Origin of the sequence: Litorilituus lipolyticus (assembly GCF_006439335.1) — a bacterium.
GTDB lineage: Bacteria > Pseudomonadota > Gammaproteobacteria > Enterobacterales > Alteromonadaceae > Colwellia > Colwellia lipolytica.
The window spans coordinates 23,584-39,300 of record NZ_SAWY01000020.1; the positions used below are offsets into that span (position 1 = coordinate 23,584).

Consider the following 15,717-nt stretch of genomic DNA (forward strand, 5'->3'; position numbering starts at 1 on the left):
CAACCGATGGGCGATGGGGGTGTAATGAAGGTATATTATATTTCGTCAGTTGGATGTTTTTTAATCCATATCAACTTTCAGGTTGATAGTGTTTAAATATTACCGCTTAACTGTAGAGATAATTATCAGCTAACGAGGGGTTAGCCACTGCAACTGAGATTGATGTTGCTTAAACCAATGTTTTGCCCTTTTATACTCAGGATAGTAAGAAGCCACCAGCTGCCAAAAGTCGGAGGAATGGTTTAAGTGCTTTAAATGGCAAAGTTCATGAATGATGACATAATCAATGATATGACTAGGTGCCATCATTAATAAGTAATTAAAACTTAATTCACCACGGTTGTTACAACTTCCCCATCGTGACTTATATTGTCGAATTTTATAAGCCGAAGGACATAAAGAAGTTAACTCACTTAGCTCTGCAAGCCTTTGCGGTATTGTATTTTGCGCATGATGTTTATAAAAACTTTCTAACTGTTTTTTAACCATTAAGGCTTGAGTTTGAGCATTTTTGGCTTTTTCTTTTTGACGATTAGCTAATTCAACAACAAGATACTTCTTCCCTTGCTCATCAGTACTAGGGTAAGTATTTTGTTTAGGAGCAAAACCTATCAATAAGCTATGTAAATCGCCCATAAATAATATGCTGCAGCCATGATGAAAGGTACAACAATCCTCATCATAAACATTTAGCTGCTCATCTATTTTCGCCTTTAACCAAGATGATTTTTGGCTAATAAAGTCATTAATGACTTTTTCAGAAACGTAATTAGGTGCTCGAACTACGACTTTGCCCAACTTAACTTGCAGGCCTACTGTTTTTCGACGATCACTACGAATAAGCTGATAGCTAACCATAAGTTAATAGCACGTATTTATTTACTAGCTTGCTTCACTTAACTTCACCGCTTTCGCTTTGCCCGGCTTCTTCTTTACTTTCTCTTCCGCATTTTCGCTGTTTTGAACATCATCTTCATTATTAATATCAACAGCTTCAACCTTTTTTACTGTTTTTTTCGCCGCTTTTTTGGCGAGTAAAGCAACAAGCACTTCATCTCTATGCTGAGCTAAATAGATACTTAATTCCTCAGAAATATTATCCGCTATATCAATAGGTGCTTGGGCAAATACTTCAGCTAAGTTATCAGCCATATCCAACATTTTGTCATATTCATCTGCTGATTTCTTATCCATAAACGTTTTTGCCTCTACCCCGTGTCTAATTACAACAAACCGACTCTCAACTGCCATTAGTTTTCCTTATTCACTTTTGCAATGCTCACATTAATATGATTGCTCTACTAAAAGCAATCACGTCAACAGTAGCACATCCACAACAAAAACTGTATATAAAAACAGTAAAAATATATTTTAAATCAAATCCCAAGGGAAAATTCGCTCTTTTACCTTGGCATCTATCGTGAGGTGAATTGACTTTCTAGTGAGTTTTTTATGTACAAATAACACTAAATGTAAATAAAAAGTCCTACTTAGTTAGCCACGAAAAATAATTAATTCTTATAAAACAAACAGATTCGCTTTTTCATATTTGTTACAAATCCATTTTTAGTTACATTCAGCATAAAAATACGTACAACTTTTTTCAAAATAAACGCCACTATTATGAATACGAACCCGTTGGACAGTTCGTATTTATGACAATCAATTTACAGTAGGGATTTATTATGAAAACAGCAAAATCAGTAGTATTTGGGATTACATCAACTTTATCACTATTAGCTATTAGCTTACCAAGCCAGGCTGCAACGCCAACACATATGGAAACTGCTTTAGTTAGTGTTTGTAAGGCGGCTCAAAGTAACAGCGTGCAAAAATTAAAACAGCAAACGAAAGCATTTAGGCTTCAAGAAAGAACTGTTGCCTTAGGTGTTGTCTGTAATGGCGAAGACATTATTAGTTTCGCAGAAACTCATGGTGCAAACAAAACGGCTGCTAAACTGCAAAAAAGCATCAGCAATGTCAGCATTACCGATATCGCAGCTGTTTCAAAAATTAACGTTACTTTTTAATGCTTATGAGATATTAGATACGGCACTTGCGTTTTAATTTGTAAGTGCCCTTCTCAACTTAGCTTGCCCCAGCTTCTTTGCTATACCTACTTAAAAATCAATACAATTATCTACCCCACCATCTGAACAACACCTCCGATCAAAAATGCAATATCACCTTTCAAACAGCAAAGCTTTATTTAAGCCATTAATACAAGGTTACAAATAGAGCAATTAATACATACAAAACAAAGCAATTGAAATAATTTGAAATGGAATACGATATACAATATGTATTGAAGCAATAATTGCTTCAATCATACTAAATTTAAAATAAGGATTATTTATGAATACCATCAAGAAATTATTACTAGGCTTAACTACAAGCTTATCGTTAATAGCTATCAGTACCCCAAGCTATGCCGACATGAGCCCTCATATGGAGCAGGCTTTGGTTAGTATCTGTAAAGCCGCAAAAAGTAATAGTGTGCAACAACTTCATAAAGCGACAAAAGCTTATCGAATTCAGCATAAAACTGTTGCTGCTAAGGTAGTATGTAATGGTGAAGATATTATTAGCTTTGCGCAAATACATGGTGCACATAAAACAGCGTTAAATTTGGAGAAGAGCATAGCTGAAGTAAATGCTACAGAAATTGCGGCTAACACAAAACTAAGCGTACAATTTTAACTAGAGATAATCGTTCACAAAGAGCATTCATTTCGCTAATCAAAATGTCTTGAAGTGATTGCTCTTTTAATTTCGCCACTATTACTGTATAAAAACCCAGCCAAAAAGCTATTTCCTTGCCAAAAATCACATAAATTTAGTCATACATAAACTCAATCACCGTAAGATAAATGACATCTACAACATGTTTCGTATGTCCAAATATCAACAGATGTAAAACTTTGTAACAGTAATATCTACTGGCTAAAAATCGTTCATCATGCCTTTCAATCACTTAGCAAATATTAGCTGAGAATAGTTCGTATTTTTGCTTACATCCAAGGGAGAAAAATTAGTAACTTTTTGGCGAAAACAAGCCACTATTATTCATGAGCGATGCATATAGTGTTTCGCAATTTTAAACTCTAGGGAGAAGATCATGAAAAATGTAAAAGCAACATTACTAGCATTAACTACAGCAGTATCAGCAATTGCAATTAGTGCACCAAGCCAAGCAGCAATGAACCCTTATATGGAATCAGCTTTAGTTGAAGTATGTAAAGCAGCACAAAGCAACAGTGTACAAAAGCTAAATCAAACCACTAAAAACTACCGTCTACAAGACAGAACAGTTGCATTAAAATTAATGTGTAACGGTGAAGATGTTATTAGCTTTGCTGAAAACAGTGGCGCAGAAAAAACAGCTGCAAAACTTCAAAAAAGCATAGGTAAAGTTGATATTACCGATATCGCAGCAGTTTCTAAAATTAACGTTACTTTTTAATCAATATTGAGAGAAGCAAAAATGCGATTAGAAATATAGCACTCAATAACCACTATTGAGTGCTTGTTTTAACCGAATAACCACCTATCCTAGCTAATCTCCAAAAAACTTCTCTAGCCAAGAACGATTATCTTTTTTAACCTTTAAACACTGTTCAGAAATAATAATACCGGCGGAAATTGCTGGGTAGCTTACTGTACCATCGCAGCTTTCCTTAACAGCATTACCTGTTTTCAATTCAAACAAAGTCATTGCAACGCTATCAGGCGTTGATAATTGATATGAAGTTACGCCGTTTCTTTTTATAAAATCAGCAAAAAGAATTAAGGCACCACTACTGCCTGTTAATCCTGTTGATTTATTATCATCTTTGCCTAACCATGTAGTTATCAAATTATTATTGTCGTAGCCAACAAACCAACTATCTCTTAAATCATTACTCGTTCCGGTTTTGCCTGCTAATTCTGCCCCTTTTACGCGCCAAGTTAAGGATTTTGCCGTGCCTGTTTTAGTCACTTGGTTTAGGGCAAAGTTAATTAGATAGCTAGCATTAGTGGAAAAACGTTGTTCTACCGTATCTTGATATTGCCACAGTGTTTCACCTTGAGCTGAAGTAACTTTAGTGATGGCATGAGCTTCTTTATAACTACCTTTTCCTGCAATAGGCAAATAAAGTTGATTCACTTCAATGGGAGACATATTCATGGCTCCTAATAACATTGACGGTCTCATCGTGATGTCTTTTGGATAACCTAAAAGATGAATCGAATCTGCGATCTTCGATAACCCTAAACTCATCCCTAAATTTACCGTTGGTACATTGAGTGACTTAATGAGAGCTTCCGCTAAGGGTACTTGACCACGATATTGACCATCGTAGTTTTTAGGTTGCCATTGCTGGCCTTTTTCACTGTTTAAAGTAATCGCTTTATCATCAAGCAGTGTGGCGAGGTTATACTCTTCATAACGCTCTAATGCGGCAAGATAAATCGCTGGTTTTATCAACGAGCCGATGGGCCTTTTTGCAGATAAGGCTCGATTAAAGCCAGCAAAATCTGTATCTCTATCCCCAACAATCGCTTTGATTTCACCCGAAGCAATATCAGTCACTATCATGGCTGATTGCAAATTAGCCTGTTGGTGCTTCTTTTCCAACAAAGGTAGTTGCTCAGTAACCGTTTGTTCAACTAATTGCTGGCTACGAAGCGAAAATCCGGTATACACTCTTATCCCTGACTTTTGTAACTCAACGGGAATAACGTTATTCAGCTCATGCTTTACTAGCTGCATATAAGCTGGATATTTTTGCTGACTAAACCGACGCTGCTTCCGTATTTGCAACCTTGACTCTAACGCTAAAACAAACTCATCTTGCGATAAAAAATTTTGCTCAAACATTAATCTCAAAATTAAGTCTCGTCTTTGCTTTGCTCTATCACTATGTCGCCATGGGTCGTAATAGCTAGGACCTTTAATTTGTGCGATGAGCAGGGCAATTTGCGCATGATTCAGCTCTTGAATTGGCTTACCAAAATAAAACTTTGCAGCTAAGCCAAAACCATAAATGCCATTAGCATAATGCTGTCCTAAATATACTTCGTTAACATATGCTTCAAGTAATTGATCTTTGCTGTATCTAAACTCTAAAATCAACGCCATCAAAGCTTCTTTCACTTTACGCGTTAAACTTTTTTCACGCGTTAAGTACATATTTTTAACGAGCTGTTGAGTCAAGGTACTACCACCTTGAACGGTTCGGCCCGCGCGCAAGTTTTGATAAAAAGCCCTTAAAATAGCAAATGGCGAAACACCCTTATGATGATAAAAGTGCTTATCTTCAATTAATAATAAGGTATCAAGCAATTGCTCAGGAATTTCTTCTAAGCCAATTAATACCCTATCTTCTTGATTATTTGCGACTATTCTCGCTAAAAGTAACGGCTCCAAAGCAACCTGCTGAACTCGCTCATTATTGACATAAAGGTGTACTACACGGTTGTTTTCTTGGTCTATGGTGATGGTTTTTGCCTGCACTAAACCATCTTGATGCTCAAACGCTCGCTGAAAAATAATTAATCGACTCTTTGATTGCGCGAACTCTCCAGCATGCTTTACTTCACTAACTTTTTGGTAGCCATTTGCCAATAACGAAGCGGCCAGTTTAGGTAAATTAATTTCAGCATCAAAATGAAGATGCTCTGCTTTCCCATAGACCTGAACAGGTATTTGCCAGCGCTGGCCTTCAAAGGTTTTTGTCACCTTAGCATCTAAATAAATCATATAGATAACCAAAGACATTAAGACAGCAAAGCAAAGCTTAAGCAGTGTTGTCATTAGCCATTTTGTCCAAGACACTTTTGGCTGTTGCATTGTTTTTGTTGAAGTCTTTTTTCTAGGCATTTAATTATATTTTTTAAGATTGTATGTGACGTTTGGTTTTGTTTGTCGCTTGGGCATTAGCAGGATCATCAGGCCAATAATGCTTAGGGTAACGACTTTTCATGTCTTTTTGCACTAACTCATAGCTTCCGCGCCAAAAAGCAACGAGATCTTGAGTCAATTGAATAGGTCTTTGAGCAGGTGATAATAACTCTAATAGTAAAGGTATACCTTGTTTATTCTGCACAATACTCATATTTTGATAAAAACCAATAGCAGGCGTGGTGCTTTCACCATAAAGCTCTTGCATAGGTAATGATACTTTCGGTGACATCTCCATGCTATATGTTATTGGACAACGACGCCCTGTAGGGCCAATAAAATGCGTTGGAGCAGCTTGCTCTAGAAGTTGTTGTTGCTGGTAATCAAACAATGACAACAACATAGTCGATAAATTTAACTTATCTAACTGCTCCTTACTGACAACATCACCGGTAAAAGGCATGAACCAAAGAGATAGTTGCTCCAGTAATAATGCCTCACTGTAAGGGGGAACTTTTAGTTGAGCATCTTGTTGCTGATAGTGCGCTAACCACTGCCACCTTGCAACAAATAAGGCATCTTGTTTGCTCCAACGCAAATAACTTAGTCCTTTGCGCAAAATAAGCTCTACCCAGACAGATGATAAGTCTTGTAAGCAGTCGCTACGCGATAAGGCTTGCTCTTCGATAATAATCGCGGCAAGTTTTCGCTGCTTACGCTGAATAATCTTATTGCGCTTTTCATCAAAAAAGGCACTTTTTACTTCAGTAATTTGATGAGAAAAAAACTGTTCAAGTGCAGTCAATGAAATACTCGCCGCAAGCCTGACTCTAGCACCTGACTTAAGTTGCATCATATCAGCAATAACAATATAGGGCTCTGCTGCCAATGCATCTTCTTCATTTAGCGATACACCTTTGCCATTACTACATATATACTCACCGCGATTTCCTCTGGTTTTAGCTATGCGCTCAGGAAATGCAAATGCAAGTAACACTCCAGTATACTCAAGAGACACTCCAGTAAGGTCGAATGCTATTGATAAAGCTCGAGCAAGGCTTTTCGCTTGCTGAAATACGCGCTGATAATGGTTATTTTGCTGAGATTTTACACTAGTTAACACCTGTAAACGCAAGGTGAAATCACCATTAAGCTGCGCTTGTTCTTTGGCAAAAATATCGCGCTCTTCTAGTGTTGCTGCAATTAAGCAAGCAAGTGAAACCATCTGAACTTTTTGAGTTGAAAAGACTCTTTTGGCTGATAAAATCATATGAGCAAATCGAGGATGGCAACTTAAGCATGATACCTGCTCACCATGTGCCGTTAACTGTCTTTGTTCATTGGTAATATCAAGACTAAATAACTCTTGCCATGCTTGTTGTTCAATTGATGCTTTAGGTAATTCAAGCATAGGTAAATCAGCTAATTGATTAACTCCCCATCTTGCCGCTTCCATTATCGTGGGCAATAAATCTTCTTGCTGAATAGCATGAGCACTATGCTCTGGCCGCCTTTCAAAATCATCTTTTGCGTATAATCGAATACATTTTCCGGCCATTAACCGACCTGCTCGGCCTGCTCGTTGAATAGCAGATGCTCTAGCGATATTACGCTGCACTAGCTTATTGGTTAATGTTGCATTGTTATAAACCGCAACTTTTTCAATACCACAATCAATGACTAAATCAATACCTTCAATGGTCAAAGATGTTTCAGCAATGTTGGTGGCCAGTACGATTTTTCGTTGATGCGCAGCACAAGGAAGAATAGCTTGTTGTTGCTCTTTTAATGGCAACTCACCATATAAAGGCGAAATAACAACATCTTTAGGGGCGACCATTGCTAACTCTTTTGCGATGAATTTAATATCAGCAACACCCGGTAAAAAAACCAAAATTGAGCCTGAATGTGTAGCACATTGCTGCTTGATAATAGATACCGCATGCTCTCGCCAAAACTGATTTGATTTGGCTGCTATGTAAGCTAACTCAACAGGATAGCTTCTTCCCTCACTATGCACTGTTACTGCATCGGATATCTCTGCTGACAGCGCACTGATATCTAAGGTCGCCGACATCAGCAATAAGCTTAAATCTTCGCGTAATGCTTGTTGAACTTCGCGTGCTAAAGCAAAGGCTAAATCCCCTTGCAAGCTTCTTTCATGAAATTCATCAAAAACAATTAACGCGGTGCCGGTTAACTCTGCATCATGTTGAATTATTTGCGTGAGGATCCCTTCGGTGATCACTTCTAATCGAGTAGATTGTGAGACTTTACTTTCATTTCTAACCCGGTACCCAACAGTTTTACCAACAGGTTCAGATAATTGACTTGCCAAAAAACTGGCAATATTTTTTACCGCCAAACGCCTTGGCTGTAGTAAGTAAATTTTTTGCTGAGAAAATTTAGCCATAGTTAATAGCCAAAGCGGCAAACAGGTAGATTTCCCTGCACCGGGAGGCGCAGATAAAATGACGGTATTATGCTGTGTTAAAGTTTGGCAAAACGTGTCTTTGATCGCTTCGATAGGCAATGAAGAAGATACAGGCATAAAGAAAAGGGTCTCAACTTACAACTGCGCCAGTGTAGCTACTTTACCTGCTTGATACAAATGCCAGATCAAAAATGTTGAACAAAAATCGCTAACTCGTTGAACTTGCCTATAATTAACAGCATAAGCTCGTTAAAACATAGTTAAGGGCAAGTTATGACAAAAAAAGCGCAAGAAAACACCGTAGAGTTTTGCTTTTTAGCAGAGCCAACAGATGTCAATTTTGGTGGTAAGGTACATGGAGGCATGGTAATGAAATGGATCGACCAAGCCTCATATGCCTGTGCAGCCAAATGGAGTAAGCGCTATAGCGTCACTATTTCAGCTAATGGTATTCGGTTTATTAGACCAATCTTAGTTGGCCAAATGATCACTGTTTGTGCTCGTATTGTGCACACGGGTCGAAGCAGTATGCACATATATGTTGTAGTGCGAGCGTGTGATCCCAAAGATCATAACTACGTTGTAACGAACCGTTGCTTTATTACGTTCATGGCTACGGATGAAAGTGGCTACCCTGTGAAAGTTGCCCAATACACGCCAGAAACTGAAGAAGAAGAAAAGCTAGAGCAAGTCGCTATGCACGCTAAAGATTTTGCTATTCAATTAGATCAAGATTTTGAAAATCAATTAGGCTGGAAATGAGTCGGTATTTTATCGCCCTTGATATATCAACACAAAGTAAGCAAGCAATTGCTCAATGGCGTTCAGAGCACCTTAACGAAAAGATAAATAATGCTAAAGCCATTCCGTGGGCTAATTTTCACATAACACTAGTATTTATCGGTCAGTTATCTAGTGATAGTTATAACGAGTTAATTGCAGCGCTTTCCAAAGCTTTACCACATGGGCAACACAGCCAGCATGAGCTTTTACTTTCTCATATTGGTCTTTTTAGTAAACCTAAAGTTCTCTACATAGGTCTTAGTGATACTCCTGACTGGCTATCTTCGCTTCAACAACATATCCATGATATATCTCAGCGGTTTCTTGAAGGTCCACAGCATACAAAATATCTACCTCATCTCAGCATCTACCGTAAAGCGACATCACAACCTGAATTCCACACAAAATTGTCAATGCCCTTAACAATAAAAAGTTTTAGTCTATATCAATCAATATCTTCACATTCAGGGGTTAAATACTTTCCTAAAAAAACTTGGTTGATGTCATAAACCCTTACCATTATTAGCAATAATTTTTTTCATAAAAACTTGCAAAGCGGTAAAAACATGCTTACTTGGCACGGGGAAAATTTCTTGCTATTAGTAACAGTTCCCTTGAATAAAAAGAGAGTGAAAAATGCAATATTCAGCACACGGACGTTACGCCATTGAACAACAAAATAATATTCTCCTCGTTGATGCACAAGGACCATTTAACGAAGTACTTGCCGCTCAATACCATCAAGATATTACTGAGATTACCGAGAAGATGACTGGCGAACCTTGGGGGTCACTCATTACTTTTCGAGGCAACAGTGTCTTTACCCCCGATGCTGAAGAGCAACTGATAGAAACCACCCGCTATCGTATAAAAAGAGGCATGATTGCCATTGCCGTAGTTATTTTAGATAGTGCAAATGCCGACATGCAACAAATGCAATTACAACGTATCTATCAAGAATGCCAAATCAATTTTCATGTGTTTAGCGATCAAGAAAGTGCAAAAATATGGCTAGATACTTATATAGAACAAGCTACACACCCTATCAAAATGAAACAAAGTCATATGACAAAAAAGTATCAGTGAAAAAGCCTCGGCAAGATTGATATCTTAATGCGACAAAAATGCATAAAATAACATTATTCTGGTTTAACCACTGATAGTAAGCCCTCTTACAATTACTGATACAACAAATTATACTTTGTTCAAATTATACAAAGTATGCCAGTAATGAAGTTTTCCCCCCCCTTAGACAAAGCCATTTTAATTAAGCGATATAAACGCTTTTTAGCCGATTTATCCTTCCCTGATAATTCTATTCATACTGCTCATTGTGCCAACACCGGCGCAATGAAAGGCTGTGCAGAACCTGACGATACTGTGTGGTATAGCACATCTGATAACCCGAAAAGAAAGTACCCTTTTAGTTGGGAGCTTACTCAAACTAAGCAAGGAGATTTTATTTGTGTAAATACACAACGTGCTAACCAACTAGCAGAAGAAGCATTGAACAACCAGGTTATTACAGAGTTATCTGGCTATACCTCATTACAACGTGAAGTAAAATATGGCGTGGAGAATAGTCGTATTGATATCTTACTAACCTATAAAGATAAACCCGACACTTACATTGAAGTCAAATCAGTCACTTTACTTGAAGAAGGCAAAGGTTACTTCCCTGATGCCGTAACAACGAGAGGACAAAAGCATTTACGTGAGCTTATGGATATGGCTTCGCAAGGCTATAGAGCTGTTTTACTGTTTACCATACTCCACACAGGTATTAAAAATGTCCAACCAGCAGCGCATATTGATAAAAAATATGCACAGTTATTAGCAGAAGCAGCGGCAAATGGTGTAGAAGTTTTAGCTTACAAAGCAAATATTGATTCTGTTTCGATGAGTTTAAGCTCAGCTATAACAGTAGATATTCCACTTTTAAAATAGCAGCATAAAGAGCTTAGCTTTAAACATGTCGGTATAAACATTCATAGCTCGTGAGATTTTAGGCCAAGGCCTGTAATTATTTTGTTAATAAAGATGACTAATGACAAGATAATTATTGACTAACCCTAGTAAAAATTGCTAAAAAAGCTTGCTCGCAAATAAAGGTAAATAGTTTTTGCGAACAATAATAAATATAAAGCGCTGATTAATCTAAGATAAATATATATTTTTCCATATACGGTTGATTTTTTTCAACTGCATCACAATATAAAGCAGATTAATTTAGTCATATATAAAAATATTGGCACTTACAACCAAGCACTGTCACGGAAATATGTGATATATTTATAAATAGTCTTGGTCTATGTAGCACTAGGAGATTAAGCATGCCAAACAGCACAAACAAAGCATTAGGTATTTTAGCATTAGCCGGCGTAGAGCCATATCAAGAAAAAGCTAATGAAGAGTACATGAACGAAACACAACAAGAGCATTTCAAGAAAATTTTAGATGCTTGGCGTGTACAACTTCGCGAAGAAGTTGATCGTACTGTGACTCATATGCAAGATGAAGCGGCAAACTTTCCTGATCCTGTTGATAGAGCAGCTCAAGAAGAAGAGTTTAGCCTTGAATTACGTACTCGAGATCGTGAACGTAAACTCATTAAGAAAATTGAAAAAACCCTACAACTCATTGAAGATGACGATTTTGGTTTCTGTAAATCTTGTGGCATTGAAATTGGTATTCGCCGATTAGAAGCAAGACCTACAGCAGATCTATGTATTGAATGTAAAACCTTAGCGGAAATTAAAGAACGCCAAATGGCTGGTTAATAATACCAACCTCTTCCCTATGGAATTCAACTCGTCTGAACGACCACCAGCTAACACCATTATTAGCTACCGTGGTCGTTTTGCTCCTTCTCCTTCGGGATTACTTCATTTCGGTTCTCTCATTGCTGCCTTAGCAAGCTATCTTGACGCAAAAGCACATCAAGGAAAATGGCTAGTCCGTATTGAAGATATAGATCCACCTAGAGAGTTAGCGGGTGCTAGTACGACTATTCTAAAGACATTAGATGCCTACGGACTACACTGGGATGAAGAAGTACTCTACCAAAGTCAGCAATCTGAACGCTATATCGCTCTGCTCTCTCAATTAAAGCAACAACAATTAAGTTATTATTGCCAATGTACTAGAGCACAAATAAAGCAAGCGGGTGGTATTTACCAAGGGCGTTGCAAATACTTATCATTACCTGAGCAAGGTAGTGCAATTCGCCTGGTTAATCATTTTGCCATAAATGAGTTTGAAGATATTTTTCAAGGCAAGGTTACCTGCGATATAAATCTCTCAAGAGAAGATTTTATCATTCATCGTAAAGATGGCTTATTTGCTTATCAGTTAGCTGTTGTTGCCGATGATATTGAACAAGGCATTACTCATGTTATTCGCGGTTGTGATTTACTTGAACCCACCGCAAGGCAATTAACCCTTTTTAAAACATTGGGGAAACCCGCGCCACAATTTGGTCATGTGCCATTAGCCGTAACTGAACAAGGCTATAAATTAAGTAAACAGAATAAGGCCCCTGCTATTGACATTAAGAAGCCGCAAGCTTCTCTCATTGCTGCCCTACACTTTCTGGGGCAACAGCCAGAGAGCCACCTATTAGAATCGAGTGTTGAAGAAATTATCCAATGGGCTACTCAACATTGGCAAAGAAGTAACGTTCCAAAGACTTCTCAAATAGTTATTTAACCACAAACCAACTAGAATCAATTCAAGCTATACCCCCAATGATGAATTGAAAGTAAATTAACAACCGAATTAAGTTACCTACTGAGGAAAGAATATGTCTAAAACACTGGTAATTACCGGAGCTAACCGTGGAATAGGTTTTGCTATGGCAAAGCTTGCACATAGCCAAGGACACACTGTTTTTGCCTTATGCCGCCATGCTTCTGCCCAATTAAACAATCTAGGAGTAAGGGTCATAGAAAACATCGATGTCGCCACCAGTGAAGGGCTAAACGAAGCTAAAGCTGCTTTAACTGATGTCCAAATTGACTTGCTGATCAATAATGCCGGAATTTTGCGCGATGAAAGTTTGCAAGATTTAAATACAAGCACTATTCGAGAACAGTTTGAGGTAAACGCCCTTGCGCCTTTGAGCTTAACTCACGCTTTATTAAACAATTTACCCCATGGAAGTAAGGTTGCCTTAATTACCTCCAGAATGGGCTCAATTGCCGATAATACTTCTGGTGGACGATACGGTTACAGAATGTCAAAGGCCGCGTTAAACATTGCCGGTATGTCATTAGCCCAAGATTTAAAGAGTCATGGTATAAGTGTTGGTATTTATCATCCCGGCTACGTACAAACAGATATGGTCAATCACGGCGGAGATATCAGCAGTGACGAAGCCGCTACGCGTTTACTGGGTTTAATGGATAAGTTAACACTGGCCGAATCAGGTGTCTTTAAACACTCAAACGGTGAGACTTTACCTTGGTAAACTCATCTGATTAATCTCTAAGCCTTGTGCTGCAATATCACTGCGACACAAGGTTTTATCTTTTAGTGTTTAACCAACCTGCTGATCTAAAACGTCAAAATGCTCGCAACAGCTAGGGCCGCCTCGACGACAATGAAAAATAGCTGAGTGAGCAAAGCGCTTAGCTTGTTTTTTAGCATCACTGGCAAGTTCTGCCACATCATGGTGTGAATGACATAGGTTTAAATTTGGTTCAACAACACCAATAGCCAAACTCAATAACGGATAAAATTGTAACTCTCCTGTCCTTGATTTTGCTTCTATACCACCGGCATTGACATGCTCTAATGTATAAAAAGACTTAATTTCTTCATCGAACGCTTTAATAATGTTTTCGCAACATGTTTGCCATTGCTCATTTTGAAATATCACGACGAAGTCATCACCACCGATATGGCCAACAAAATCGTTATTAAGACAGTGCTTTTGTAAAATAGCCGCTAGTAATTGAATAATTTGATCGCCTTTGGCATAACCATAAATATCATTAAAGGGTTTAAAATTGTTTAAATCAAAATAAGCAAAATTAAATGCTGATTTTTGCTTTATTAACTCATCTACTTGGCGATAGATTGGTACATTTCCAGGTAACATAGTTAACGGATTAGCATAGCGAGCATGTTGCAATTGTTGATGGGTTAACTGTCTTAATAAATCACGTATTGAACCAATACCAATATACCTGCCCTTTTCAGTGATAATAAAATGCCAAAGCATTTTTTCATCATGTTCAGTAGTGACTAGCTGAGCCACCTCGTCAAGTGGCGTTGAAGATTCAACAATGACAGGATTAGGCATCATCGACTCTTTAATCGCTTTACGTTCATTTAAAGATCGGCCGTAAGGCGTCGAGAACAACTCTAGAATATGATCTCTTAACACCATACCCACTGGCTTATTCCCCTCTATGATTGGGATAGAATGAATCGTAGGATTTTTATGTAAATAATCAACCACATGCTTTGTTTTGGTATCACTTGCCAAAGAATGGCCTTGCCTTAGTAATGATGAAGCTTGATGCTCTATATGAACAGGGAAATGTTGTGATCTGCCATGATGGGTGATAATTAATGGTAATTCACTAATGGGAAACGGCTCAGGTCTGGCGAATAAATACCCTTGGTATAAACGCAAACCTAAGGCTTCAAGTTGTTCAAATTCTTGCTCAGTTTCTATACCTTCTGCAATGACTTGGGCATTTATAGTTTGGCCTAAGTTTAAAATACTCTTTATAAATTCTCGCTTGACGGGATCTTGATGGCATTGATTAATAAAATAACGATCGATCTTAACAAAGTCAGGCTTAAGTTCGGACCATAGCTTTAACCCAGCATAACCTGAACCTAAATCATCAACGGCAATTTGAAAGCCTAAATTTTTATAATGTAATAGCGCTGTTCTTAACACGTCAGGTGTATCAATGGGATATTTCTCACTTAGCTCAATCACTACCTGTTCAGGTTTTAATTGGTGATCTTGCAAATAAGATAAGGTTTTACCTTCTGGGTGATCTTCTTGCAGAAAAAGCATTGGGCTAATATTAAGAAATAACTTACCTTTAAGCTTCAATTCGACAAAGCGTGCAATTGATATCCTTCTGCATACTAACTCTAATTCAGACAATAAAGAAAAGTCTAAAGCATTATCAAATAGAGCTTGCGGACTATGTAGAGGACTATCAGATGGCCCACGTATTAATGCCTCATAACCTAGAAAATTATTCTTACACGTGGAAAAGATTGGTTGAAAAAAAGCCGATAACCTTTGCCCTTTAATGATGTTAACCAATTCATCTTTTAAATCCATCACGTTACCACTTCATCGTCATTTTACATTTTTCGATAGTGTAATCGTGTTTTATGACAGTTCAGTGACAATATTGAATGGCAACTTTATCGATTTATTAGAGGAGTAACCACACAGATACAACCAACAAACTGTCGTTTTTTTATGCTGTTTTACCTTGCTATAGTTCTCTTTTGCAGCGCACTGTTATATCATTGCGCGATTATTTTTTAGTGTTTTTTTAAAAGGTCCTCTACTATCAAAAGCGTTATCAATTTATGTAAAAAAGTTTTAACTGGCAGAGCCAAAAAGCCACAAGCTTCA

Annotated in this window: 15 protein-coding genes; 10 read left to right on the plus strand and 5 right to left on the minus strand. The window is 37.7% G+C overall.

The annotated features are described in order from the left end of the window. Positions 1 to 129 precede the first annotated feature (129 nt). A complete protein-coding gene (locus EPA86_RS09460; RefSeq protein ID WP_140603202.1) occupies positions 130 to 858 on the minus strand; it encodes a M48 family metallopeptidase in 729 nt (242 codons plus the stop codon). Positions 859 to 882: 24 nt separating this feature from the next. Further along, positions 883 to 1,251 carry a YebG family protein gene (locus EPA86_RS09465; protein WP_140603203.1) on the minus strand — a complete coding sequence of 123 codons (369 nt, stop codon included), beginning with the start codon at positions 1,249 to 1,251 and terminating at the stop codon, positions 883 to 885. Between the two features lie 434 nt (positions 1,252 to 1,685). On the opposite strand from EPA86_RS09465, the gene EPA86_RS09470 reads away from it, so the two are divergent. From EPA86_RS09470 to EPA86_RS09480, 3 genes are all read left to right on the plus strand, one after another. Further along, positions 1,686 to 2,030: a DUF3718 domain-containing protein gene (locus EPA86_RS09470; RefSeq protein ID WP_140603204.1), complete on the plus strand. Its 345-nt coding sequence runs from the start codon at positions 1,686 to 1,688 to the stop codon at positions 2,028 to 2,030. A 325-nt stretch (positions 2,031 to 2,355) separates the two neighbouring features. Beyond that, a complete protein-coding gene (locus tag EPA86_RS09475; RefSeq protein WP_140603205.1) occupies positions 2,356 to 2,700 on the plus strand; it encodes a DUF3718 domain-containing protein in 345 nt (114 codons plus the stop codon). A 418-nt stretch (positions 2,701 to 3,118) separates the two neighbouring features. After that, positions 3,119 to 3,463 carry a DUF3718 domain-containing protein gene (locus tag EPA86_RS09480; protein ID WP_140603206.1) on the plus strand — a complete coding sequence of 115 codons (345 nt, stop codon included), beginning with the start codon at positions 3,119 to 3,121 and terminating at the stop codon, positions 3,461 to 3,463. A 93-nt stretch (positions 3,464 to 3,556) separates the two neighbouring features. Here the strand turns inward: EPA86_RS09480 and mrcB are convergent, their stop codons facing one another. Further along, positions 3,557 to 5,863, minus strand: coding sequence for a penicillin-binding protein 1B (mrcB, locus tag EPA86_RS09485; protein WP_140603207.1), 2,307 nt, complete (start codon positions 5,861 to 5,863; stop codon positions 3,557 to 3,559). 13 nt (positions 5,864 to 5,876) lie between these two features. Further along, on the minus strand, positions 5,877 to 8,435 hold the full coding sequence (gene hrpB / locus EPA86_RS09490) for an ATP-dependent helicase HrpB (protein WP_140603208.1): 2,559 nt from the start codon (positions 8,433 to 8,435) through the stop codon (positions 5,877 to 5,879). A gap of 156 nt (positions 8,436 to 8,591) precedes the next feature. Here hrpB and EPA86_RS09495 point away from each other — a divergent pair, with 156 nt between their 5' ends. The 7 genes from EPA86_RS09495 (at position 8,592) to EPA86_RS09525 (ending at position 13,569) form a co-directional block, all read left to right on the plus strand. Further along, the gene (locus tag EPA86_RS09495; protein ID WP_140603209.1) at positions 8,592 to 9,080 is read left to right on the plus strand and encodes an acyl-CoA thioesterase; all 489 of its coding nucleotides are present in this window, start codon (positions 8,592 to 8,594) and stop codon (positions 9,078 to 9,080) included. Further along, complete coding sequence (gene thpR, locus EPA86_RS09500) at positions 9,077 to 9,610, plus strand: RNA 2',3'-cyclic phosphodiesterase (protein ID WP_140603210.1); 534 nt, start codon at positions 9,077 to 9,079, stop codon at positions 9,608 to 9,610. The genes EPA86_RS09495 and thpR overlap by 4 nt, the downstream gene beginning before the upstream one ends. 127 nt (positions 9,611 to 9,737) lie before the next feature. Continuing rightward, positions 9,738 to 10,187, plus strand: a complete 450-nt coding sequence (locus EPA86_RS09505) for a hypothetical protein (RefSeq protein WP_140603211.1) — start codon at positions 9,738 to 9,740, stop codon at positions 10,185 to 10,187. 144 nt (positions 10,188 to 10,331) lie between these two features. Further along, positions 10,332 to 11,048 (plus strand): DNA/RNA nuclease SfsA, encoded by a 717-nt coding sequence (gene sfsA, locus EPA86_RS09510; protein WP_140603212.1) that lies wholly within the window; start codon positions 10,332 to 10,334, stop codon positions 11,046 to 11,048. Between the two features lie 386 nt (positions 11,049 to 11,434). After that, positions 11,435 to 11,881: an RNA polymerase-binding protein DksA gene (gene dksA, locus EPA86_RS09515; protein ID WP_140603213.1), complete on the plus strand. Its 447-nt coding sequence runs from the start codon at positions 11,435 to 11,437 to the stop codon at positions 11,879 to 11,881. Between the two features lie 19 nt (positions 11,882 to 11,900). Then, positions 11,901 to 12,809 (plus strand): tRNA glutamyl-Q(34) synthetase GluQRS, encoded by a 909-nt coding sequence (gluQRS, locus tag EPA86_RS09520; RefSeq protein ID WP_140603214.1) that lies wholly within the window; start codon positions 11,901 to 11,903, stop codon positions 12,807 to 12,809. Positions 12,810 to 12,903: 94 nt separating this feature from the next. Next, the gene (locus tag EPA86_RS09525; protein WP_140603215.1) at positions 12,904 to 13,569 is read left to right on the plus strand and encodes an SDR family oxidoreductase; all 666 of its coding nucleotides are present in this window, start codon (positions 12,904 to 12,906) and stop codon (positions 13,567 to 13,569) included. Between the two features lie 69 nt (positions 13,570 to 13,638). Here EPA86_RS09525 and EPA86_RS09530 read toward each other — a convergent pair whose 3' ends face one another. Further along, positions 13,639 to 15,414 (minus strand): GGDEF domain-containing protein, encoded by a 1,776-nt coding sequence (locus tag EPA86_RS09530; RefSeq protein WP_246058357.1) that lies wholly within the window; start codon positions 15,412 to 15,414, stop codon positions 13,639 to 13,641. Between the last annotated feature and the right edge of the window lie 303 nt (positions 15,415 to 15,717).